The organism is Haliscomenobacter sp., assembly GCF_965225875.1.
Lineage (GTDB): Bacteria > Bacteroidota > Bacteroidia > Chitinophagales > Saprospiraceae > Haliscomenobacter.
In genome coordinates this window covers 732,886-755,541 of sequence record NZ_CBDDBS010000002.1, presented here as the reverse complement: position 1 = coordinate 755,541, position 22,656 = coordinate 732,886, and the positions used below count along the sequence as shown (strand labels likewise).

Annotated in this window: 15 protein-coding genes and 1 riboswitch; of the genes, 7 read left to right on the top strand and 8 right to left on the bottom strand. The window is 47.7% G+C overall.

The features are described 5' to 3' along the window. Window positions 1-12 precede the first annotated feature (12 nt). From ACO08K_RS05910 to ACO08K_RS05900, 3 genes are all read left to right on the top strand, one after another. Window positions 13-2,721, top strand: coding sequence for a family 78 glycoside hydrolase catalytic domain (locus ACO08K_RS05910; RefSeq protein WP_421795475.1), 2,709 nt, complete (start codon window positions 13-15; stop codon window positions 2,719-2,721). Between the two features lie 319 nt (window positions 2,722-3,040). After that, window positions 3,041-3,556, top strand: coding sequence for a DUF2199 domain-containing protein (locus ACO08K_RS05905; protein ID WP_421795474.1), 516 nt, complete (start codon window positions 3,041-3,043; stop codon window positions 3,554-3,556). Between the two features lie 110 nt (window positions 3,557-3,666). Further along, window positions 3,667-5,037: a Gfo/Idh/MocA family protein gene (locus ACO08K_RS05900; RefSeq protein ID WP_421795473.1), complete on the top strand. Its 1,371-nt coding sequence runs from the start codon at window positions 3,667-3,669 to the stop codon at window positions 5,035-5,037. Window positions 5,038-5,139: 102 nt separating this feature from the next. On the opposite strand, the gene ACO08K_RS05895 is transcribed toward ACO08K_RS05900, so the two are convergent. From ACO08K_RS05895 to metX, 6 genes are all read right to left on the bottom strand, one after another. Further along, the gene (locus ACO08K_RS05895; RefSeq protein WP_421795472.1) at window positions 5,140-5,904 is read right to left on the bottom strand and encodes an SDR family NAD(P)-dependent oxidoreductase; all 765 of its coding nucleotides are present in this window, start codon (window positions 5,902-5,904) and stop codon (window positions 5,140-5,142) included. Window positions 5,905-6,167: 263 nt separating this feature from the next. Further along, window positions 6,168-7,073 (bottom strand): helix-turn-helix domain-containing protein, encoded by a 906-nt coding sequence (locus tag ACO08K_RS05890; protein ID WP_421795471.1) that lies wholly within the window; start codon window positions 7,071-7,073, stop codon window positions 6,168-6,170. 91 nt (window positions 7,074-7,164) lie between these two features. Beyond that, window positions 7,165-8,352, bottom strand: coding sequence for a porin family protein (locus ACO08K_RS05885; protein WP_421795470.1), 1,188 nt, complete (start codon window positions 8,350-8,352; stop codon window positions 7,165-7,167). A gap of 185 nt (window positions 8,353-8,537) precedes the next feature. After that, window positions 8,538-11,489 (bottom strand): ELWxxDGT repeat protein, encoded by a 2,952-nt coding sequence (locus ACO08K_RS05880; protein ID WP_421795469.1) that lies wholly within the window; start codon window positions 11,487-11,489, stop codon window positions 8,538-8,540. Window positions 11,490-11,592: 103 nt separating this feature from the next. Further along, window positions 11,593-12,012 carry an OsmC family protein gene (locus ACO08K_RS05875; protein WP_421795468.1) on the bottom strand — a complete coding sequence of 140 codons (420 nt, stop codon included), beginning with the start codon at window positions 12,010-12,012 and terminating at the stop codon, window positions 11,593-11,595. Between the two features lie 113 nt (window positions 12,013-12,125). Then, a complete protein-coding gene (metX, locus tag ACO08K_RS05870; RefSeq protein WP_421795467.1) occupies window positions 12,126-13,232 on the bottom strand; it encodes a homoserine O-acetyltransferase MetX in 1,107 nt (368 codons plus the stop codon). A gap of 12 nt (window positions 13,233-13,244) precedes the next feature. Continuing rightward, a riboswitch (SAM riboswitch) is annotated at window positions 13,245-13,426 on the bottom strand. Between the two features lie 297 nt (window positions 13,427-13,723). Between metX and ACO08K_RS05865 the strand changes: the two genes are divergently transcribed. The 3 genes from ACO08K_RS05865 (at window position 13,724) to ACO08K_RS05855 (ending at window position 19,491) form a co-directional block, all read left to right on the top strand. Next, window positions 13,724-14,674: an NAD(P)-dependent oxidoreductase gene (locus ACO08K_RS05865; RefSeq protein WP_421795466.1), complete on the top strand. Its 951-nt coding sequence runs from the start codon at window positions 13,724-13,726 to the stop codon at window positions 14,672-14,674. A gap of 9 nt (window positions 14,675-14,683) precedes the next feature. Next, window positions 14,684-17,641, top strand: coding sequence for a DEAD/DEAH box helicase (locus ACO08K_RS05860; RefSeq protein WP_421795465.1), 2,958 nt, complete (start codon window positions 14,684-14,686; stop codon window positions 17,639-17,641). An 809-nt stretch (window positions 17,642-18,450) separates the two neighbouring features. Continuing rightward, complete coding sequence (locus tag ACO08K_RS05855; RefSeq protein WP_421795464.1) at window positions 18,451-19,491, top strand: LacI family DNA-binding transcriptional regulator; 1,041 nt, start codon at window positions 18,451-18,453, stop codon at window positions 19,489-19,491. A 3-nt stretch (window positions 19,492-19,494) separates the two neighbouring features. Here the strand turns inward: ACO08K_RS05855 and ACO08K_RS05850 are convergent, their stop codons facing one another. Then, on the bottom strand, window positions 19,495-19,974 hold the full coding sequence (locus ACO08K_RS05850; RefSeq protein ID WP_421795463.1) for a nuclear transport factor 2 family protein: 480 nt from the start codon (window positions 19,972-19,974) through the stop codon (window positions 19,495-19,497). A gap of 376 nt (window positions 19,975-20,350) precedes the next feature. Then, a complete protein-coding gene (locus ACO08K_RS05845; protein ID WP_421795462.1) occupies window positions 20,351-21,496 on the bottom strand; it encodes a DEAD/DEAH box helicase in 1,146 nt (381 codons plus the stop codon). Window positions 21,497-21,818: 322 nt separating this feature from the next. Here ACO08K_RS05845 and ACO08K_RS05840 point away from each other — a divergent pair, with 322 nt between their 5' ends. Beyond that, the gene (locus ACO08K_RS05840) at window positions 21,819-22,505 is read left to right on the top strand and encodes a carbohydrate-binding family 9-like protein (RefSeq protein WP_421795461.1); all 687 of its coding nucleotides are present in this window, start codon (window positions 21,819-21,821) and stop codon (window positions 22,503-22,505) included. The last annotated feature ends 151 nt before the right edge of the window (window positions 22,506-22,656 follow it).

Genomic DNA, 22,656 nt, shown 5'->3' with positions numbered 1-22,656 from the left:
CTTTTTCAAAACATGAGATCGCTCTATCTACTACTTATTCTGCTAGGCTTTACCGTAAGCGCCCACAGCCAGCTTACGGTAAATAGCCTCACTTGTGAACACCTCGTCAACCCCATGCCGCTGGATGCCAGCAAACCCCGCCTGAGTTGGAAACTGAGCAGCCCACAGCGCAATATTTTGCAAACTGCTTACCAAATCCGGGTAGCTACGGCAGCGGATTTTAACAAAAAGAGCTTGATCTGGGACTCCGGAAAACTGAGTTCAGCTCAATCCATTCTTCAAGAATACGCCGGGCCAGCCTTACAAAGTGCCAAACGTTATTACTGGCAAGTCAAGGTTTGGGACAACCAAAACCACGAATCCCTCTGGAGTGAAACGGCCTGGTGGGAAATGGGCCTGCTCAAACCCGAAGACTGGAAAGCGTCCTGGATTGAACCCGAACTGACGGTTGATACCAAATCGATGCCCCCGCCGCCTTTGACGCGTAAAGAATTTAGCTTGAGCAAAAAAATCCAGTCGGCCCGACTTTACGCCACCAGTCATGGCCTCAATTTTATGGTCATCAACGGAAAAAAAGTGGGTGAAGATCTCTTTACACCTGGCTGGACGGCCTATCAGGATCATTTGCAATACTTCGTATACGACGTAGGCAGCATGCTCACCCAAGGCCCTAACGCCATCGGTGCGGTACTGGGCGACGGCTGGTACCGGGGCTATCTCGCCTGGGAAGACAACCGCAACGTATATGGCGAAAAACTGGCCCTGCTGGCACAATTGGTCGTCACCTACACAGACGGTTCTCAACAAGTCATTGGTACCGATGCTTCCTGGAAAGCACAAAACAACAGCGCCATCCGCATGGCCGATTTGTACAATGGCGAGACTTATGATGCGCGTATGGAAATTCCCAATTGGTCCAAACCAGGCTTTGACGACAAGGGCTGGTGGGCGGTAAACGTGGCCAATTTTCCAAAGAACAACCTCATCGCTCCCCAAGGACCACCGGTTCGCCGCATTCAGGAGCTGAAGCCCCAAAAAATGATTACCACGCCACAAGGTGACAAAGTCATCGATTTTGGCCAAAACATCACCGGATGGATTCGTTTTAAAGTCACTGGCCCAGCCGGAACGAAGGTGACCATCCAACACGCCGAAGTATTGGACAAAAAAGGCAATTTTTATACCACCAACCTGCGCCACGCGAAGTGTGAATTGAACTATACCCTCAAAGGAGTTGGAGAAGAAACCTTTGAGCCGCATTTTACCTTCATGGGCTTCCGCTACATCAAAATCATCAACTATCCGGGTACTTTGAGCGCCGAGAATTTCACGGGGGTGGTGATTCACAGCGACATCAAAAAAACCGGAGATTTTTCCTGCTCCAACCCCTTGCTTAACCAATTGCAAAGCAACATCCAATGGGGCCAGCGTGGCAACTTCCTCGATGTACCCACCGACTGCCCCCAACGCGACGAGCGCCTGGGTTGGACGGGTGATGCGCAGGCCTTCTCCCGCACTGCTGCTTACAACTACCAGGTGGCGGGCTTTTTCAACAAATGGCTGAATGACCTGATTGCCGATCAGGGAGAAAATGGTGGTGTACCCCACGTGATCCCTGATGTGTTGCAACGCAAAGAAAAAAAGAACCTAACTGGCTCTTCTGGTTGGGGCGACGTGTGTACCATTGCGCCCTGGAACCTGTACCAGGTTTACGGCGACCAACGCCTGTTGGAGCGGCAGTACAACTCGATGGAAAAATGGGTAGCCTGGATCACCACCAAGGCCCCCGACGGCCTTTGGAAAGGTGGGCCCCACTTTGGCGACTGGTTGTTTTATCAGGCTCAAATCAGTAACCCTACCGAAAAAAGTGGCTACACCGACCCTGATTACATCGCTACCGCTTTTTATGCCAACTCGGTGGACATCTTGCGCAAAACGGCGCAGGTTTTGGGCAAAAAAGCGGATGAAGCCAAATATGCTGCCTTGTTTGAAAAAATCAAAAAGGCCTTCAACAACGAATACGTTGCTGGTTCGGGGCGGACAATTTCGGATTCTCAAACTTCGTATGTGCTGGGTTTGACCTTCAACTTGTTTGAGGAAAAAAATCGGGCTGCGGCCACGGCACAGTTGGTACGTGACATCAAATCGCGCGGCAACCACTTGTCGACGGGCTTTTTGGGTACACCTTACCTCTGCCATGTCTTATCGGATAATGGGCATACCGACGTGGCCTACGACCTCTTGTTTCAGGAGTCTTACCCATCTTGGTTGTACCCAGTCAAAATGGGCGCCACCACCATCTGGGAGCGTTGGGACGGCATCAAGCCCGACAGCACCTTCCAGGACGCGGGCATGAATTCTTTCAACCACTACGCCTACGGCGCCATCGGCGACTGGATGTACCGCGTAACGGCTGGCCTGGAAATCGGGCAGGTGGCTTACAAACACATCCTGATTCAACCACAGCCTACGGCCAAGTTGAATTTTGCGAAAGCGAGCTTCCAAAGCAGCTACGGCGAGATTGTCTCCGGCTGGGAACGCCAAGGGGGAAAGATCAAACTGACAGTCAAAATTCCAGCGAATACTACGGCTACGGTGACGCTGCCGACGAAGGATGCGGGCGCGGTGCGGGAAGGTGGAAACCCGGTGGCGAATGCTAAGAGCACGGCGAAGGGGGTTGTGGTTGAAGTGGGGAGTGGGGAATGGGTGTTTGAGTTTTAGGGTATTGTCTTGGGTGCATACACCAAAAGGTTTTTCGAGTTACGAGTTCAGAATACATGAGTACATGAGTTTTGAAGTGCGCTACCGCAGCGGCTTGGACACAGCCTTGGTCTAAGTCGCTGCGGTAGCCCACTTCAAAACTCGTATGTCATGTATTCAAAACTCGTCACTCAAAAAAACATTAATTAATTGATAATCAAATTTTTTTACTCTATTTGGAGAATGATCAATACCCTGATTTCCAAATTTTCATTCTTGCATATTTTTTCAGAAATGCCGACATTGCAAGAGAAAAAATGCAAACATTCATCAAACCCTTATGACCTACACCTGCCCCTCCTGCGGCGAAACCCACGACTCCTGGCCAGCCCTCGCCTTCCGCGCCCCCGACAGCTACGTCCATCTTTCCGCTGAAGAAAAAGAAAACATTGCCTTTTTAAACAGTGATTTCTGCGTCATTGAATATCCTGATCAAACGGATCGCTTTATTCGAGTCGTAATGACTCAAAAAGTCAAGGACCATTGCTCTGATTTGGAATACGGCGTTTGGGTAAGTCTGAGCGAAAAAAGTTTCCAGGATTACAACGACAATTTTGACAATCCAAATCACCAAGTCCAATACTTTGGCTGGTTGAGCAACAAACTACCGGATTATACTTTTAAGGATTATATTCCCTGCCTTGTGAATACCCGTCCAGATAACCAGCGCCCGGAAATTGTGCCTCGTCCCGATTTTGAGCACCCTTTTGTTGAGGACTATTATGCTGGCATTACGAAGGCTGAAGCCGAACTGCGCATTCAAATGATGTTCAATCGTGGTCAAAATCCCAACTAAATCCTGTATTTTTTCCTGCCCTTTTTCTCAATCGCCAAATTTTTCCCTACTTTACCTCTCACAATTGATCGCAAGCTATTTCTGGTTTCAACCCTCAATCCTACACCTACATGGAAAGTTTCAACATCAATCGCCGCCGTTTTTTAAAAGGTGCCACTGCCGCTTTAGCCCTCAATACGTTGGGTTTATACGGCATCGACTTGATCAATCCCCTCGCCCCGCTGAGGGTCGCCTTGATTGGTACAGGTTGGTACGGCAAAAGTGATTTATTTCGCCTGATTCAGGTCGTGCCTGTAGAGGTAATCGCCCTTTGTGATGTAGATAAAAACATGCTGACTGCTGCTGGCCAACTGGTGAGTCAACGCCAAAAATCGGGCAAAGTCCCCAAATTGTACAACGATTATCGCAAGCTGCTCGCCGAAAATCAGCTCGACATCGTACTCATCGGCACCCCCGACCACTGGCATGCCCTCCAAACCATTGAAGCTGTAAAAGCTGGGGTGAACGTATACGTACAAAAACCGATCAGTGTAGACGTCATGGAGGGTGAAGCCATGCTGGCAGCAGCACGCAAGTACAACAAAGTGGTGCAGGTAGGTACCCAACGCAAAAGCACCCCCCACCTGATCGACGCCAAAACCAACATCGTCGACGCCGGCCTACTCGGCAAGGTGTCCCACGTAGAGATGTGCTGCTACTTCCACATGCGCAACAACGGAAACCCGCCCGTACAACCCGTTCCCGACTTCCTCGATTACGAAATGTGGACCGGCCCCGCGCCCATGCGCCCCTACGACGGCCTGCCCCACATCCGCTGGTGGCGCACCTTCAAGGAGTACGGCAACGGCATCATGGGGGATATGTGTGTGCACATGTTGGACACGGTGCGCTGGATGCTCAAATTAGGCTGGCCAAAATCCATCGAATCCAGTGGTGGAATTCTGGTACAAAAAGAAGGCAAATCCAATATCGCCGATACGCAAACCGCCATTTTCAAATTTGATGAACTCGACTGCGTATGGCAGCACCGTACCTGGGGCACGCCACCTAACCCCGAGTATCCCTGGTCATTCACGTTGTATGGGGAAAAAGGCACCTTGATCGCCAGCACCATGCGTTACGATTTTATCCCGGTGGATGATAAAGCTCCAAAGATTCATAAGGACGTTGTTTATGAAAAAGAAAAATACCCGGAAGATCTGACTGAAGAACGCATTGAGCTAAATGCAGCTCCGGCTACTCGTCTGCACATGCTCAATTTCCTGGAAGCCATTGATAAAAAAGGCCGCCCAGTGGCCGATATTGAAGAAGGGCATATATCTACAGCGAGTTGTATTCTGGCCAATATTGCGATGGAAACGGGCCGGAAATTGACCTATGATCCCAAAAAACGGATTGTGGTGGGGGATAAAGAAGCTACGGCATTGCTGGCAAGGCCGTATCGGAAGCCTTGGGTGCATCCTGATCCGACGAAGGTGTAATTTGATTGCCAATAACCTGAAAATTTGGATGTTGCACACCAATTCCAAAACCCCTCCCCGAAGGTTCAATACCTTCGGGGAGGTCAATTAAAGCACCAATTTCTACAACATCATCCCACCCGACAACTCAATCCGCTGCGCATTCATCCAACGCGCTTCATCCGTACACAGAAAAGCCACCACTCCGCCAATATCTTCTGGTAAACCTACCCGGCCAAGAGCAGTCATTGATGCAACCTGAGCGTTTAAAGCCGCATTGTCCCGGACCGCTCCTCCACCAAAATCAGTTTCAATGGCTCCTGGAGCAACTACATTGACACGAATACCCCTGGCACCTAGTTCGTTGGCCTGGTATTTGGTCAAGGTTTCAATGGCACCTTTCATCGAAGCATAGGCTGCGTATCCGGGGAATGAAAAACGCGCCAGTCCAGTAGAAATGTTGACGATTCCACCTCCGTCATTCATCAAGGGCAGTGCCTTTTGCGCCATAAAAAAGCTGCCCTTAAAATGGATGTTCAGGAGTTCATCAAACTGCTCTTCGGTGGTTTCTGCAAAAGCGGCATGAATACCGATGCCCGCATTGTTTACCAAAAAGTCGATTTTATCCGTGCCAAAGTGTGTTTGTAATACTTGCTGTAGGTTGGCATAAAAGGAGTTAAAAGTACCGACCTGGCCTACATTGAGCTGTAAAGCTGCTGCTTTTTGCCCCAGTGCTTCGATTTGTTGTACCACCGCTTGCGCTTCGTCTTGTTTGCTGTTGTAAGTTAGCACTACATCCAGGCCTTTTTCAGCAATACGCAAAGCCATCTCCTTGCCGAGTCCACGGCTACCGCCCGTGATCAGCGCAATTTTTGAATTGGATATCATTGTTTGGGTTGTTTGGGCGCTTGTATAAGTTTTTTGTTCGGGCTACAAACGGCCCATTTTTACCCAAATTTCGTTCCGAAAATGCTCATTTAGCGCTGCTAAACTCCGCTTTTCGTGCCTCATTTGGGTAAAAATGGCCTCGTTTTCGCTTCCGAACAAAAAACTTATACAAGCGCTGAATGATACCACAAAACTATAGGCTTCTGGTATGTCAGGAAATGCTGAAATCAAACCAATAACTGCAAAAATCAAACAAGAGGGAATTAATTGGACAATTCACGGAAGGTTTTAGGCGTAAGCTCTACCTGTTTTTTGAAAAAATTGATGAAATGGGGAGGTTCCTCAAAACCCAGGCTCCAGGCAATTTCACCGATGTTCCAGTTGGTGTGCATCAGCAACATTTTGGCTTCCTGTATCACTCGTTCAGCAATGATTTGGGAAGTGGTTTTACCGGTGGTTTCTTTCAAGGCACGATTGAGGTGATTGACGTGCACGGCCAATTGGGTGGCAAAATCATTGGGTGAACGGAAGGCAATTTGTTGCCTATTGGCCTCAATGGGGAACTGCCGCTCCAGTAATTCGGTAAACATGGCAGAGATCCGCGTCGACGCATTGGAAGCTTCATACACCGAAATCTGTGCAGGTTGTAACTTAAGCGCCAGGTGTACCAATTGTAGCACCAAAGTGCGCATCACATCGTATTTGTATTGAAAATCGGAGGCCATTTCCTCGTGCATTTGCAGGAAAATCAGGCGGATTGGCTCGATTTGATCTTCAGTTAATTGGAATAGGGGAGTACCTCCCGGTTGAAAAACGGGATAGTCCTTGATGTTGCCAAAGTTGGTGAAAAATGCCTCGGTGAAAATGCAAAAATGCCCTGAATAGGTGCTTTGTAGTGGCTCCCAATTGTAAGGGATTTGTGGGTTGGCAAAAAGTAGGGTGGGCCCATTCGTTTCCACTACTTTATCGGCGTAGTGGGCGCGGTTTCCGCCTAGGATGAAACTGATTTTGAAAAAATCCCTGCGGTTGTAAGGCATGGGTTTAGCCTGCGGACCATTAAAGTCATCCAGCTTAAATACATTGAAATGCCCTAAGCCTTTTTTGAGGTTATCGGGCATCCATTGGAGTTTGTTGCGGTAAAAGTCTTCGATGCTTTCAGTCTTGTTCATGGGGCAAAGTTATAAAAATCAAATCATGATCAATATGCCTGGTTTAAAAATCTTGTACTCCCAACACACCGTAAATAAGCATCCAGCTCCTTTATTTACCCATCCTCCACATCAATCCCCCCGAGATTTGAAACACCGAGGAGTTAATCTGGTCCCCATCAATAAATGCAGGTATGGTATGTTCAAAAAAGGTAGAAAAGCGGATGTACTGTCCCAATAATTGCAATTTTATCTTGTTATTCAAGGACTTATTCACCCCAATTCCTGCCCTTAAGCCCGTACCCATCGCCTGAAAAACGTGGAAGGGCGTTTCATAATCCAGGTTCGGATCATAAGGTGTATGGATAAACTTGCGCGAAAGTGGTACTCCAATCTGTGCACCCACCTGTACAAAGGGTTGCAGCTTTTCGGGCCCAAAACGGTACTGCACCATTAGAGGAATATCCAAATAAGTCAGTGAAAATTTGATTTGATTAAAATACTCGGCATAAGTAAAATTGATGTTCACCGAATCTCGGAGCGTGCTGCGTTGGAACAAATGTAAGCCGGTTTGAATGGCTACATGTTTGCCTATTTGCAATTCAGCAGGGATACCAAAGCTAACACCCACCTGATCGCGAAAACCACCGCCTTTAAAATAACGCTCCGGGAAAAGGTTTTCTTCCATTCCCGTTGAACCCTGATTCAAACCCAACTGCAAACCCAGATAAAGTTTGGCCGTTTTTTCCTGGTAGGTTTTAGGCTCTGTGCTAGCTTTGTTTTGGTCAGGATATTTGCACTGGCAATAATCCCCCGTCATTTCGATCAAGGAGTTGGTGGTGAAGCGGTACTGTTTGTTTTGCGCTTTAAAACTGGAACACTTGTTTTGCAGGGCATTGACTACACCGGCTAAGGTGGTCAATTTAATGGCATAAAAAGTACCTTCTTCTTCCAGATAGTACAAGCTTGTTTCACTGGCACTGCGGTACAAATTGACCTTGCATTCCAATAAGTTTGTTAGCCATTGACAGTTTGTCTCCGTAGCACAATAAGGTATGTAACGCTCCTGGCTGCCAATGCGTACTTCTTTGATTTGACTCAGTTCAAAACTGCTTTCTGAAGCGTTTTCTGTGCTTTTGAAACGTAAGGGCTTGCTGTTTTGGAATTGTGCAAAGATCAACCCTGCTTTGGTTTCACCGTTTTTCAACACCAATTGGCCTGCTTGAAAGTTATTGCCAGTTTGGGTAAAGGCCGAAATGCTGGGCAGCATACAAAGAGTGAGGAACAATACAATTCTCATGGTTTTGGGATTGGAAGATGAGGTAAGATTTGATGATTGTGTATACCAGAAGGCAAAGCACGAGGCTAAGCTCCCCCCTCGAAAGTTTCAGACTTTCGAGGGGTTCTGCCCGCACAATCTTGCGCTAAAGAACTTTTCAAAAGGTCGAACCTTTTGAAAAGGCATACTAAAGTTTTGCTAAAAATTTATTGCTTCTGAAAAGCCTGAGCAGCCACTAATTTTTGCTGCGCATCATATACTTTTAGGTAATATTGTCCTGGTACCAAGTTTTTCAGCGTCACTTCTCCACTTTGGCTGAAGGAAACCGCTGGTAAAACCCGCCGCCCCAGACCATCGTACACTTCCAATTTCAGGTTATCCAAGGGCATTTGCACCTGCAAATAATCCGTGCCTGGATTGGGATAAAGGGTTAATTTGGGTAGATCATTGAAGCCATTAGCCAGCTTTGGTTCGGCCAGTTGTGCTAAATCGGCACTTGGCTCATTAAACGTAGCCACATCCGGCATCGCTGTTTTCCAGAGCTCCAGCCCAATCTTGCCATTATCGGCACGGAAGTACAATTCATCGTGGAACATCGTTAATTCGCTGGGGCTGGAGGAGGCTTTACCCTGATTCAAGTCAAAAAGCAAATTGGCTACGCCCGCACTGGAGGATAAAGACCACAGCTCCCGCCCCGTGTTAGGTTCATCAGCACTAAAGAACAAAAATGAACCATTTACCAGCAATTCCTGTGGGTTACTACCCGCAAAACCGGGATTGATGTCCTGTACCAAGCTGGTTCCAACCTTAGTCCCATCGGTTTTCCACAACTCTCTTCCAGAAGTCCCATCGTCAGCGCTGAAATACACCAGGCCATTAAAAGCCCTTAAATGGATCGGGCTGGAAGAGGTCACCCCAAGGTTAATGTCCAGTACCAGACTACTCACTTTGGTCAGGGTATCGTAGCTCCACAGTTCCTGTCCGCTAAGTTGAGCATATCCGCTGAACAGAATTTTTCCTTTGTAGCCTACGAATTGATCGCCGTATCCATTATAGACCAGCTCAACGCTTGTGCCATTGCTGCGCCAGGTTTGGATGTTGTAGTTGTTGTCGATGATGTTGAAATACGCATACCTGCCAATGCGGGTGATGTTTTGAAAATAGCCCGAACCCAGTATTCCTGGATTCAGATCAGCCAACAGGTAAGTCCCGGCTGCCGTACCATTCGTACGCCAGAATTCTATCCCAGAACTACTATTCTCTGCTTTAAAAATGAGGATGCTATCACCGAAGGTGCCTGCTTCACCAAAAAAAATAGGCTGAGAAGATGCTGCGCCTGGCCAAATGTCTTTCAATAGTTTGGTTCCGGCATCGGTGCCGTCACTGATCCAGAGTTCACTACCTTGTTCAGGCGTTTGGCCGCCAAAAAGCACCTTGTCTTTGAGTTTGCCCATTTTGACTGAAACCACTCCTGACAAATTTCCAGGGTTTAAGTCTTTAACCAAAACCCCTTTTTCGTTAAATACCATGCTGCGCCACAACTCCCGGCCAGCCGATTCACTGGTAGCAGCAAAAGTAAAGTTGAGGTCTTTCAGGGGAAGAAAACCAGTTGGGAAGCTACTGCCCTGGCCAGGATTGAGGTCAGCAAGTAGCACTGTACTAAAAGGAAGTCCTTTGCTTACCCATAGTTCATGTCCTGTAGCAGGTTGGGTGGCGTTGAAAATAAGGTAACCTTGATGTACAAAAAAATTGCCCGGGTTCGAGTCGCCATTCGTACTGTTCAACACCTTAACCAGATTGGTTTTATCCGTGCCATTGCTCATCCATAACTCTTGGCCCTGCTGCTCATTTTCAGCATTAAAAAACAAGCGTCCACTTGCTGCGGCCATGCTGCGAATGCCGGGTGAACCTTTACCGGGATAAATATCTTTGAGCAATCGGGGTGCCGTTAGTACCGTATTGCGGATCGCCCACAATTCCGTTCCCCGCTGAGCGTCTCTGGCCATGAAATAAAATACATTGGCGGAAACGAGCCCTTGCAGGAATTTTCCGTCAAGGTAGCCAGGCTCAGACAATGTTTTAACCTTTAGTTGACGCGAGCCAAACACATCAAAATACCAAAGTTCGTCGGAGCGGATACTATCGTTGTACACAAGGGTAAAAACCCCTCGATCAAAAGCCTGTACCGAGCGGAATTGGCTACTACTTTGTTCACTGGAAAAGTAATTACCCGTTGGGCGTGTGCCGTTGGTTGTGCCATCGCTGCGCCAGACCTCTGCGCCACCGTTGGTGGTATGGGCTACAAAAAAAAGCGTCTGGTCGTTCACCGTCAGGTGTTGTGCTGCGCTACTCGTTGATCCGGGCAACACATCCAGGTATATACTGGCCGTGTTGCCATCGGTAGACCAAATCTCCTGCCCATAAACTCCTTCGCGAGCAATAAACAGCAGTTTTCCTTTGTACAAACGCATGCCTGACGCCATCGGGTTGCTGCCTGTAAATTCTTGGAGCAATTGGGTGCTGGCATTGGTGCCTTTGCTGCTCCACAATTGTACTGTTCCCGTAAAGTGACGACTACTAAAAACCAGGGTGTTGTCTACACTCCCCATCTCAATCGGCTGTAACAACTCGGGCAAGCTAGTCACCAAATCGACCTGGGTAGAATTGGCGCGAATTTTCCACAACTCGCCCCCATTGTTCACTTTGATCCAAAAGAAAATTTCGCTTCCCGCACGGGTAAACAAACCATGATTGCCCAAATTAGCATCATTGATGCCCGTAAAATCTTTCAGGGCTTGTAATTGGCCATTTAAAAAATTGTACCGCCACAAGGTTACCGTAGTGCCTTGATGCGTGAGAAAATAAGCCCGTTCGTTGATCACTTCCAGGGAAAGGTAAGTGCCGCTGGTCGTGCCTTTTGCGGCATCAAGGATCAGTTTGGTCCCTGCCCCAGTGCCATCACTGTAAAATAGTTCCAGCCCATAATCCGCGCTATTGGCCAAAAAAACTACACCTCCGGGAGCAGTACGAATGAAATGTGGATTGGATCCTCGGGCCAATGGGTTGATGTCGGCTACGAGGGTTTGTGCAGCGGCAAAGCGAGTGGCCAGGAACAGGCTACTCAAGCTGAGGCATAGCAACAGGGTTGTCTTTTTCATGGTATTACAACAGTGTCTATCAGGATTACTTGCAGCAGGAGGTGGGGATACAGCAAGTAACCTGGTGTTTAACGATATACTGTTGCAATTTAAGAGAATTGAATTATTTCTCCAAAATATTTGTTTCCCAGGTAATCTTTGCCGTTTTTTCCAAAATCTTTGCCACTGAGCAATACTTTTCCATCGACATATCTACCGCTCTTTTGGCTTTGTCTACATCCAGATCGCCATAGAGATTAAAGGTCACATGAATATCAGTAAAGAGTGCAGGCGTTTTGTCCTTCTCTCGCTCCCCGTTCAGGGTCACTTTGATGTCGTTGAGGGGTTGGCGCATTTTACGCAGAATATCGATTACATCAATGGAGCTACACGCGCCCAAACTACTCAGCAGCATTTCCATGGGGCGCATGCCTTTGCCACCACCACCAATGGCAGGTGCAGCGTCAGTTTCTACGGAATTTCCTTGTTCATTGGTGGCCCTCAGGTTGAAGGCATCGTCGAGACGTTCGAGTTGAATGAGCATTATTAAGAGTTGAGGAGTTGAGGAGTTGAGGAGTTGAGGCTACCGCAGCAATTTTGACAATGTCCTTGTCTAAGTCACTGCGGTAGCCTCAACTCCTCAACCTCTCAACTCTATTAGAATTTTTCCGACCCCGGCAGCGCCACATTCGATACCGTCCAAGCCTGCGAAGGCCGGGGGCTGGCGTCTACCTTAGCTTCCGGGGAGAATAAAAAAAGGCGGATCAAGGATTCAATGCGTTGAAATTCAACCAGAAACCCATCATGCCCGAAAATGCTTTCCAAGACGGTATACTGTGCACCGGGAATCCCTTTGGCTATTTCCTCTTGCTCCCGAATCGGAAACAGGATGTCAGTAGCAATGCCGATCACCAGCGTTTTTGCTTTAACCGCATGGAGTGCTTTTTCTACGCCACCCCGGCCCCGGCCTACGTTATGGCTGTCCATCGCGCGACTCAAGGTCAGGTAAGAGAAAACATTAAAACGACGCCAAAGTTTTAAACCCTGATACCGTTGGTAAGAACTTGCCCGAAAATCTTCCAATTTATCGGCATCATCTGTTTGGGAGAGTTGATAGGTATCGTAACTGCGGTAAGACAGCATGGCAATGGAACGGGCAGTTTCCAGCCCTTTTTTACCCGCCTCGGGATTGTTTACTTCCAACAAAGTACTGTCCGCATAAATGGCCATCCGCTGCGATTCGTTGAACGCAATACCCCAGGGCGAGTGTTGAGCATTAGTGGCCAAAAGCACCAGGTGCTCAAACAAATCGGGCTTTTGAATGCCCCATTCCAGCACTTGTTGCCCCCCCATTGAGCCACCCAGCGCTACATGGATTTTTTGGATGCCCAGTTCCTCCCGAAGCAATTCGTGGGCTGCTACCATATCCCGAACGGTAATGAGGGGAAAACTATGCCCGTAAGCTTTGCCGGTGGCGGGATTGATGCTCAAAGGCCCGGTACTCCCGTAGCAAGAGCCCAGGATGTTGGCGCAAACGATGAAGTAATTTTCAGGGTCAAAAAGTTTACCCACACCAACCAAGCCATCCCACCAGTCTGCTGCCTCGGAATTACCCGTCAAGGCATGGCAAACCCACACGACATTGTCACCAGCAGGTGAGAGTTGACCATAGGTATGGTATGCGATTTCGATTTCCGGCAGCGTAGTGCCGCATTCCAAATGGAAAGCTTGGGAGCGCTTCCATAATTTGGGTGATTCAGCCATTGACTCTAAGCGATTTTATATGCCCATTAATGGCGGGATTTGGCACCGTTGCCTAAGAGATGAAAGATGAGAGATGAAAGATGGAAAAGCAAAGTGCTTTCCTTTTCATCTTTCATCTCTCATCTTTCATCTTTAGTATTGCATGGTTGCCAGAGGTTCATCGAGCCCGTTCTCTCCCCTCTTCTGTATAAAATCACACCTTACGTAAAAGAAGTGATCAGGAGTGCAAAGTTATGGAGCCATTGGGAAAAATCAAATAGCGGGGGGGCATAAAAAAATAAGTGCTTCATTTTGCCAAAGGCTTAGATAAGCAAACGCTTCATTTTAAGTTTCTTATCTAAGCCTTTGGCTCAGGAAAAATGAACACTTATTTTTGCCCCATTAGAGGGTATGAAATTGATTAAATAATTGTTAGTTGTCCTTCTTTGCTTGCACAATTGCACAAGACGCTGCATATTTACATCTTGTCTGAAAATTGAAGGATCTGATACATGAGCAAAAAAAGAAGGGTCATCTTTATTGACAACACCCATCCTTTTCTATTTCAACGTCTTAGCGAATTGGGCTTTGACTGTGAAGCCCATTACAAAACCTCACGCGAAGAACTTTTGCCCCAATTATCCAATTGTTTTGGCCTGGTATTGCGCAGTCGTTTGCGCATCGATGCTGAGCTCATCAATCGGGCAGAAAATTTAGCATTTATTGCCCGCAGTGGGGTCGGATTGGAGCACATTGATGTGGAATTGGCTGAAAAACGGGGGATAAAAGTGATCCCTTCACCGGAAGGAAGCCGGGATACGGTAGCCGAACACGCTATAGGTATGCTCCTGATGTTGATGAACAACCTGGGGCTTGCTGACCGCCAAATTCGCGATGGCCAATGGGTTCGAGCCGCCAACCGGGGCATCGAAATCAAAGGAAAAACCATTGGTATCATTGGTTATGGCAACATGGGTTCAGCCTTTGCCCGAAAAATACGCGGTTTTGGTGCCCGCCTGATCGCCTACGACAAATTTAAAACCCATTACGCTGACGAACTGGTAGAGGAAGTTGCGCTGGAACAAATCTGGGCGGAAGCCGATATTGTCACCTTACACATTCCTTATTTGCCCGAAAATTACCATTTCGTCGACCACAATTTTTTGCAGCGCTTTCAAAAAAACATTTTTCTGGTCAACACTGCCCGTGGGACGGTGTTGAATACGAGTGATTTGGTGCTAAACCTCCAATCGGGGAAGGTGCTGGGGGCCGCTTTGGACGTATTTGAGTACGAAGAGCAATCTTTCGAAAACCTCAAACCAGCGGAACTTCCCGAACCATTTCAGTATTTACGCAAGGCGGACAATGTGGTGCTGACGCCCCATTTGGGTGGAAGTTCCGTCGAGTCCAACGAAGGCCATGCCAGGGTTTTGGCACAAAAAATCGAACACTTATTTTGTTGATTGATGAGGATGCAATTGTTTTCAAATACGGCAGAAATACAGGGCAAACACGAGGTGGTCTACAACCTGATGGAAGTGGCGGAAGGGCTTTATTTACCCAATGCCTACATTGTCAGTGTGGATCAGAGCAACTTATTGGCACACATCCGGCAAAAAGCACTGGACGATACCATTGGGGCTTTTAAATTGGAACTGGATGCTGTACGCAGCAAATTGTTTGCTATCATTGACGAGTTGCAGCCCAAAAACCTGGAGAAAAAATACAGCCCACCCAAGAAAAAGGTCAAGCCGCTGGAGGAGCTTTGGGCCGACAAAGACATCCAAAGCGCCATCTCCCTTTTTGTACACCGCAAATTGGATGAACTGCTGAGCCAGATTGTTGAGCACCGTTTGCCCCTCACCTGGAACGTCGACCGTCGGGGACTGGTCAAGGATTTTGTGATGCAATTGTCGGAGAAAAATGCGGACCTAGACGTGCACTTGTATTTCAAAAAAAACCAGGACAATGTTCAATACCGCCTCCGCCTGAGTGAAGGTGAAGGAGAGCCCTGGGTGGTCAGCGCCAAGGAGGTGATCCCCATCACCAACCACCCCGCCTGGTTGTTCATCGATTACCGCTTGTGCAAGGTTGCTGAAATCAACGGCAACATGGTCAAACCTTTCCAAAAGCGCGACGAGGTCATCATCCCTGCCAATTCGGTCAAAACCTACTTCCAAAAATTCATCCTCAAAGTAGCCGCCAAAGTTGACATTGAAGCCGAAGGTTTTGATGTTGTGGTTTGGGACGAGCTCAAAGCCTGCCAACTTGAACTGGTACCCAGCGTATTCAATGGGGAATGGGTGCTGGCCATGCACATGATTTACCCCGCACAGGCCAGCTTTAACTGGAACGACCGGCGAAACAAACGCACCAGCCTGGAATTTGGCGAAAACGACGTGCGCATCAATCAGGTGCGCCGCAACCTGGACCAGGAGAAACAATTCGTTACAGCCATTAAAAAACTGGGCTTACACAATCCTGAAGCCTCGTACTTTACCGTACCCGATAAGGGCCTAGACCCTTTTCACTTGCTCGATTGGTTGCTTACCCACCGGGAAGAACTTAACAAGTTGGGCTTCAAAGTGGTCCCGGTTCAGTTGGAGGAAAAAAAGGTCTACCTGGCCAAAGCACAGTTGAGCCTCCACTCCGAACGCATCAATGACTGGTTTGACATCTACGGTGATATCCAGATAGGAGAGTTCAGCATCCCATTCCTGGCTCTGGCCCGCAACATTCGCGAAGAAAACCGTTTTTACCTTCTGCCCAACGGCGAGTACTTTGTCATTCCCCTGGAGTGGATGGAAAAATTCCGCGCCTTGATGCAATTTGCCCGCAAAGAAGGCAATGCCCTGCGCCTGAATAAAAGCCAATATACCCTGGTAGACGAGTTGGGCATCGCCCAAAAAAGCGGGGCAGAAGACGAAGCAACCGACCTCTCTGATTATGTGCCTGGCAAAAAGCTCAAAGCCGATCTGCGCCCCTATCAACTAGAAGGGGTGCGCTGGTTGATCAAATTGTACCGCAATGGCCTGGGGGCTTGTTTGGCCGACGACATGGGTTTGGGCAAAACCCTTCAAACCATTTCGGTGCTCCTGTATGCCAAGGAGCAAAAAGCCGCCGCCCCGGATCCTGCCGCCACGGGTAATCAACTGGATTTGTTTGCCACCAGCGCCGGCGATGAGGAGTTTTTGCAAGCGCTCAACGCCCTGATTGTGCTGCCTGCTTCTCTAGTGTTCAACTGGGAAGCCGAGATCAAAAAATTCGCCCCTACCCTCAGCATTTACAAACATGTGGGCCAGCGCCGTTATACTGATATCCGCTTGTTGCGGCGCTTTGATGTGATTTTGACCACTTATCAAACTGCCCTGCGCGACGAGGAACTGCTGGGGCAAATGGAGTTTGAATACATCATCCTGGACGAAAGCCAACAAATCAAAAACCGGGAGAGCAAAATTTTCCAGTCGGTTCACGATTTGCGGGGCAAGCACCGGGTTTCGCTTTCTGGTACTCCCATCGAGAACTCCCTGAGTGACCTCTGGGCCCAAATGCAGTTCATCAACCCGGATTTGCTGGGCAATTATTCTTTTTTCAAACGGGAATTCATCACCCCGATTGAACGGCATCAGGTGGAGGACAAAAAACTCCGTCTGCGCAACCTGGTTGCCCCCTACCTCTTGCGGCGCACCAAGGAGGAGGTGGCCAAAGACCTACCACCGCTCACTACGCAAGTTTTCTATTCCGAAATGACCCCGGAGCAGAAGAAATTGTACGAGCGGGAAAAAAGCGCGGCCAGGAATTTCTTGTTGGAAAACTACGACGCGAACAGTCCGCAATACCGCATTCTGGTGCTGCAATCCCTGACCAAACTGCGCCAACTGGTGAACCACCCGCGCCTCGTTTCGGAGGAATACACCAAAGAAAGTGGCAAATTCAACGACATTCTGGAGCAATGGGATACCATCCGCCGCAGTAACCACAAGGCGCTGTTTTTTAGCTCCTTCGTGCAATATCTCAGCCTTTTCCGCGAGGAATTTGAACAACGCAAACAGCAGTTTTCCTGGCTCACCGGTGACTTGACCGCTAACAAACGGGTCTCCGAAATCAAACGTTTTGAGGAAAACGCGGAGGTGCAATCTTTTCTGATCTCCATCAAATCCGGTGGTACCGGCCTCAACCTCACCGCCGCCGACTACGTCTTCATCCTCGATCCCTGGTGGAATCCCACCACTGAGCAACAGGCCATAGCCCGCGCCCACCGCATCGGGCAGGACAAAAACGTTATCGCCATCAAGTTCATCACCAAAGACAGCATCGAGGAAAAAATCCTGAAGTTGCAGGACAAAAAATCAAAGTTGGCGGAGGATATTATTGAGAATGTGAATCGGGCGGAGTTTTCAAGGGGGGATATTGAGTTTTTGTTGGAGTGACGCACCCTTAGGTGTTCTAGGTGGTGAACAAGCGCCCTGCTCCGAAGGGCTTTATTTCACCTAAGACACCTTAAGGCATCTAAGGGGTTCACCATAGAAACCCGTCTTTAACACCACCATTTCCAGGGTAATCCCCTTGATCCATCAACCCTCAAAAACAAAAGCTGAAAGCACCTGCGCCCCTTAAAATCAAGAAGCAGCAGGCACCTCAGCTTTCAATGAAGTCAAAAAACAAAAAAGACGAAAAAAATCAATCTAGAATCATGCTTATCACTAATACCAAACACCTTAAACATGATTTTTGAAGCACTTCTCCTGAACTGGTGTTTTCTTCCTGGTCGCTCAAATACCACTTGTCACCCCAGGCGAGATACAATGTAAAAATCACCACAAAGACGCTACAATGTAACCGATTGCTAAAAGACCTTTATTTCTATTGTTTTTTGGCGATTAAAAGCCATTAAAAATGTAAATCCCGGTAATGAATTTCGGCAGAAACCAATAAGTAAAGTTGATCGTAGAAACAAAGGAAATCGATTGAATAAAAAAGAATACACCTCTTGGGTAAAATTTCTTTCTGTTTAGATCTAATAAAGCCAAATTAATACAACAAAGGTAAAGGTCTTTTTTAAAAATGTAACCGATTGCATTGATTTTTTTCACTAATTTTTGACTACCTTTGTTTTAGCTAGGAAGAAAGGCATTTAAAATCACCCATTTTATTGTTTTTCATTCATTTACGCTTTATACGCCACACGGGATGTATAGCAATTGATCTTAGCGTCAGACTACAAATGTTCCTGCGTATTATGAGCAAGACAAAAAAGGATGTAACCATCTATGATATTGCGGCCCAGCTAGATATATCCGTAGCTACGGTGAGCCGGGCCTTGAGAAACGATCCGGTGGTAAGCGACAAAACCAAAAAAAGAGTTTTTGAACTGGCCGAAAAACATGGCTACCAGGCCAATCAGTTCGCCCGCAGTTTGCGGCAACAGCATACCAATACGATTGGGGTGATCATTCCCCGCCTCAATAGTTACTTTATGGCATCGGTGATTGCGGGCATCGAAAACGTGGCCAACCAGGCCGGGTACAACCTGATCATCAGCCAATCTTCTGAATCTCCCGAAAGAGAAGCCATCAACGTTCGCACCATGTTCAACAACCGGGTAGATGGCCTATTGGTGTCCCTCTCTTACCTGACGAATAATTTGGAACCTTTTGAAAAATTTGCCAGGAAGAACATCCCGGTCATCTTTTTTGACCGCAGTCCTGAAAACAGTTCCTTCACCAATATCCGCATCAACAACGTTCAGGCTGGATACGAAGCCACCAAACATTTGCTGAGCCAGGGGCGGCGGCGGATCGCCCACATAACGGTATCCAGCACGCAGAGCATTTACAAGGAGCGCTTCCAAGGCTACACCATGGCTCTAGCTGAATTTGGTATTGCATTGGACAAAAGCCTGATCCGCCTGGTTGACTTAAGTATGGAATCGGGAACGGAGGCTGCCAAATACCTGCTGGCCCAGCCCAATCGGCCAGACGCCATATTTGTGGCCAACGATAACTGTGCAGCAGGTTGTGTCATTGGTTTGAAGGCCCAGGGTATCCGGGTACCCGAAGAAATCGCAGTAGTTGGCTTTAATGACGACCCGGTCAGCAGAATTGTAGAACCCAATCTGACTACGATCCATTATCCTGGGCATGAAATGGGCGAATTGGCGGCCCGTAGCCTGATCAATCACTTGAGTGGTGCGGGGGACATCATGATGACCCAAACGATTTTGTTGCGCTCTGATTTGGTAGTGCGTCAATCATCGGGCATTTTGGTGCCCAGTCACTAAACATTAAGACGATTTGTGCTGCATAAACCTGGCCAGGTTACCCTTGGCGGTGCTGTTTACCTTTTTGTGAAAATAAGGAGTCCAGCCCAGTAGGATGCCTGTAATCCCAAAAGCCTGTCTGGCCCAGGCATAAAAATCGAAGCGGTCGACGTGTTTTTTGATTTTGCCGTTTTCAAACTCAAAACTGGCCTTGATTTTATTGAGCACTTTGCGCCCGGTGGCTGAGAAGGTGTAGCGGGCCTCCCAATAAGCAGACCCACTGTGCTCATTTGCGCTAACATCCTTGAATTCCAACTTTAAATCCTTTCCATTGCGGATCAGCATTTCCCACATGGCACGCACCTGAGCGGCATCCAGGTTCTGAAATGCCTCGTCATTAAAGGTGGCATCATCGCTGTAGCAGGCTTGCATGCCCGCGTAGTCTTTGTTTTGGAAGCAAGTGTAGAAATGTTCGAGGAGGAGTTGGTTTGGGTGTTTGGACATGACGCTAAGTGTTAGTGCAGCGAAATGTACATCAATTTCCTCAAATTGGCGTTCATTGAGCACAAAGAACAACAAGGAGCACCAATAAATCGACGCCTTGTCAACTGCTGACAAGTGTCCACGGAGCGGCCTTGGTTCTTTGTGCTTATGGTATTCGTGTGGCGAAAGGTAAAACGAACTGGTGGTTTGTTAAAGTTGTGTTTGAGACCCAATCATCATTGCCGTTAATGATTATTTATGATACAAAAGTGCAGCATCAAACTGGCAATGAAAAGTACAAATTTACTAATTCTTGGAATTAAAAAAAAAGCAACAATCATCATAAAAATCTATTTTTCAGATAATTGTTGCTCTGTTTTTTAGCAATTTCTGGTTTTTAATACTTCAATTGCATATTGGGCGCGTAGGTAATTGTAGGAATATTTTTGGCAATCAGCCGGTTGATATCCCGCAAATACGCTTTTTCTTCACTATCGCAGAAAGACAATGCAATTCCGCTGGCTCCTGCCCGCCCGGTACGACCAATTCGGTGTACGTAGGTTTCAGGGATATTGGGCAAATCGTAGTTGATTACGTGGCTCAGATTGTCTACATCGATGCCTCGGGCGGCAATATCGGTAGCGACCAGTACGCGGATTTTACCCTCCTTGAACCCGCTGAGTGCACTTTGACGCGCATTCTGGGATTTGTTGCCGTGGATGGCGTTTGAACGGATGCCTGCCTTAACAATATCGCGGTTGATTTTATCGGCACCATGTTTGGTGCGGGTAAAGACCAATACGGACTTGATCTTGGATTGCCGAAGCAATTCAATCAGAAGGGCGCGTTTGTCCCTTTTTTCCACAAAATAAATCAGTTGCTCCACAGTTTCAGTGGTAGAAGAAACAGGAGTAACCTCTACTTTAGCCGGGTTGTACAAGATGGTATTGGCCAGCTTTTGAATTTCAGGGGGCATGGTTGCCGAAAAAAACAGGGTTTGTCGGCGTTCAGGTAATTTGCTGATGATCCGTTTTACGTCGTGTACAAAACCCATGTCCAACATCCGGTCGGCTTCATCCAACACGAAGGTATTGAGGTATTGCAGACTGACCAATTTTTGGTTCATCAGGTCGAGCAAACGCCCGGGGGTAGCGATCAGGATATCCAGGCCCCGGCGAATGTTTTCTACCTGTTTGGTTTGGTTGACGCCACCAAAAATCACGCCGTGGCGCAAGTTGGTGTGCCGACCGTAGGCGCTGAAACTTTCGTTGATCTGGATGGCCAGCTCACGGGTAGGGGTGAGAATCAAGGCTCTGATTTGGCGAGGGCCAATCGTGGGCACGCCGTCATTGTGCAACAATTGTAGAATCGGGATGGCAAAAGCTGCCGTTTTCCCGGTTCCGGTTTGTGCACAACCCAGCAGGTCTTTTCTCTGTAAAAGAATGGGAATGGCTTGTTGTTGGATGGGGGTTGGGGTGGAATAACCCTCAGTTTCCAGCGCGCGCAGGATGGGGTCAATCAAATTTAAATCCTTAAAAGTCATGTGGTATTGTTAGCTGCTACCTTGGTATCTATTGTCTCAGTAGCAATAATAGTACAGCCAGGGGAAAGCAAAACCTTCTCCAGTTTGTACAGTAATCTCCTGAAATTGAATGAATCACAAGGTGAGCAAGGCAAAAATACCGAGCCGGAAAAACAAATGTAACAGTGGCTCTTCCGTATCTTGAGCTACAAATCAACATCAAGTATTTCAAAATCGATACAAAGGTACAGTTTTATACGGTACCGTGCAGGTTTTTGTTTTTAACCTTTAAAATCCACCATCCCTGCTTATATTTGTTACTACCGCTTTAAGTCTCTAAAATATGCTTCACCTTTTTCTACTGCTATTTTTTGTCCATATGTACGAACAAAACACCAAAACCATCCAGATCCAGGCGGGCCAATGGACTGCCCTGGAGTCTGCTACTTTTTTTCACTCTACGGATGGCACTGCTGCCGATTTTCCCACCTCCGTCCAGCTAAAAGCAGATGCAGACTACCTGCATGTTGCCTTTTTGTGTGAAAAGGATGAGTTTGTGGCTCAAAATACATATCTGGAGCACAACCAGCCTTTGTACAATCAAGAGGTATTTGAGGTATTCATTGCCCCTGGCACCGCCGACCCGGCGCAGTACATTGAGCTGGAAATCAATCCCAATAATGCCATTTGGGTGGGGAAAATTTCTTACCCTTCTCTTGGAGAAAAAAGTGACATGAAGGGAGAACTGATCGACCCTGTCGGTAGCAAAATCCTGCACCAGGCCACTAAAGGGCAACAAGCCTGGTCGGGCACCTTGTCGATTCCCTGGAACTTGATCTCAGCTGAAAAATCTTCACAGTACCGCATCAATTTTTACCGCATTGTGGCCAAACAAAAGCCTCTTGAAAAAAACTGGAAATGCAATGTGGACAATTGTGCATTCCTCTGCTGGAGCCCCACGATGAGTGGTAAAACTCCAGCCTTTCATCGGCCAAGGCGTTTTGGATTGCTTGATATTCTTCCGCGTTAAACATCCTTTATTTATAGGTGGGTGCTGAATTAATTTTTTTTACCGCAGAGTTTCACAGAGTACGCGCAGAGTTTCTCAGAGTTTTTAGTTTCACGGAGTTTTGCCCCCTCCGGTGGCTGGAGGTCGGGCACCATTAAAGTTTGATTGTTTT

Coding starts and splice junctions, on each gene's coding strand:
- ACO08K_RS05840 (WP_421795461.1), top strand. CDS start 21,819: ATGCTTCACCTTTTTCTACTGCTATTTTTTGTCCATATGTACGAACAA.
- ACO08K_RS05865 (WP_421795466.1), top strand. CDS start 13,724: ATGAGCAAAAAAAGAAGGGTCATCTTTATTGACAACACCCATCCTTTT.
- ACO08K_RS05860 (WP_421795465.1), top strand. CDS start 14,684: ATGCAATTGTTTTCAAATACGGCAGAAATACAGGGCAAACACGAGGTG.
- ACO08K_RS05895 (WP_421795472.1), bottom strand. CDS start 5,904: ATGATATCCAATTCAAAAATTGCGCTGATCACGGGCGGTAGCCGTGGA.
- ACO08K_RS05845 (WP_421795462.1), bottom strand. CDS start 21,496: ATGACTTTTAAGGATTTAAATTTGATTGACCCCATCCTGCGCGCGCTG.
- ACO08K_RS05900 (WP_421795473.1), top strand. CDS start 3,667: ATGGAAAGTTTCAACATCAATCGCCGCCGTTTTTTAAAAGGTGCCACT.
- ACO08K_RS05890 (WP_421795471.1), bottom strand. CDS start 7,073: ATGAACAAGACTGAAAGCATCGAAGACTTTTACCGCAACAAACTCCAA.
- ACO08K_RS05875 (WP_421795468.1), bottom strand. CDS start 12,012: ATGCTCATTCAACTCGAACGTCTCGACGATGCCTTCAACCTGAGGGCC.
- ACO08K_RS05885 (WP_421795470.1), bottom strand. CDS start 8,352: ATGAGAATTGTATTGTTCCTCACTCTTTGTATGCTGCCCAGCATTTCG.
- ACO08K_RS05905 (WP_421795474.1), top strand. CDS start 3,041: ATGACCTACACCTGCCCCTCCTGCGGCGAAACCCACGACTCCTGGCCA.
- ACO08K_RS05880 (WP_421795469.1), bottom strand. CDS start 11,489: ATGAAAAAGACAACCCTGTTGCTATGCCTCAGCTTGAGTAGCCTGTTC.
- ACO08K_RS05850 (WP_421795463.1), bottom strand. CDS start 19,974: ATGTCCAAACACCCAAACCAACTCCTCCTCGAACATTTCTACACTTGC.
- metX (WP_421795467.1), bottom strand. CDS start 13,232: ATGGCTGAATCACCCAAATTATGGAAGCGCTCCCAAGCTTTCCATTTG.
- ACO08K_RS05910 (WP_421795475.1), top strand. CDS start 13: ATGAGATCGCTCTATCTACTACTTATTCTGCTAGGCTTTACCGTAAGC.
- ACO08K_RS05855 (WP_421795464.1), top strand. CDS start 18,451: ATGAGCAAGACAAAAAAGGATGTAACCATCTATGATATTGCGGCCCAG.